Annotated in this window: 1 protein-coding gene; it reads left to right on the forward strand. The window is 51.3% G+C overall.

The features are described 5' to 3' along the window. Window positions 1–84: 84 nt before the first annotated feature. The coding region (locus AWU74_RS06785) for a nitrogenase component 1 (RefSeq protein ID WP_306701047.1) at window positions 85–770 on the forward strand (686 nt) is incomplete at its 3' end.

The raw sequence follows: 770 nt of genomic DNA on the forward strand, positions 1-770 counted from the left end.
GAGCTTATGCAGGTTTTTCCGGCGGGCTTTCGCTCGTCGAAGACCTTATCACATATCTCGTAGCAGGGAGATAAAGGAGTTTCTATGAACTATTTAGACGCGAAATCTGCGCCCAGCAGAGAAGATCGGCTCCACGCAAGCATTGCATTCGGCGGCACCTGCTCGCAAGTGTTTACCTGTGACCGCGCACTAGCGGCAGGTTGCACCAACCTGTCGTCTCGTTCGTTTACGCAGGCGCAGGGTTGCCAATTCACGCTGAGCCTCGCAATACTCAACTCAATACGGAACGCCGTGGTCATCATGCATGCGCCGATAGGCTGCGGCATCTGTTCCACTGGAAATATCGGGCAGAACAAGACATTCAAACAACTGCGTAATCCTGCCTCCGAAGGGCTTATCTGGCTCAGCACTAACCTCGACGAATACGACGTCATACACGGCGGTGAAAAGAAACTGCGCGAGGCGGTAATATTTGCCGACCGCGAGTTTCGGCCGGAGACAATCATCGTGTGCAACGGCTGTGTTCCTGCTCTTATCGGCGACGACATAGACAACATTCTGTCGGATTTGCAGACACAGACAGCGGCAATTCTGACACCGATTCATTGTGAGGGTTTCAAGACCAAGCTTATGGCGACCGCCTATGATATGGTATACCACGGCATTTTAAAGAAATATGTACGTCAACCAAACCGCCGTCTGCCGCTTTGGGAAAGCGACGTGGATAAATTCCGTGCCGAATATCGTAAAAATCGGAACGTGAATATATT

This window comes from Treponema endosymbiont of Eucomonympha sp. (assembly GCF_001028545.1).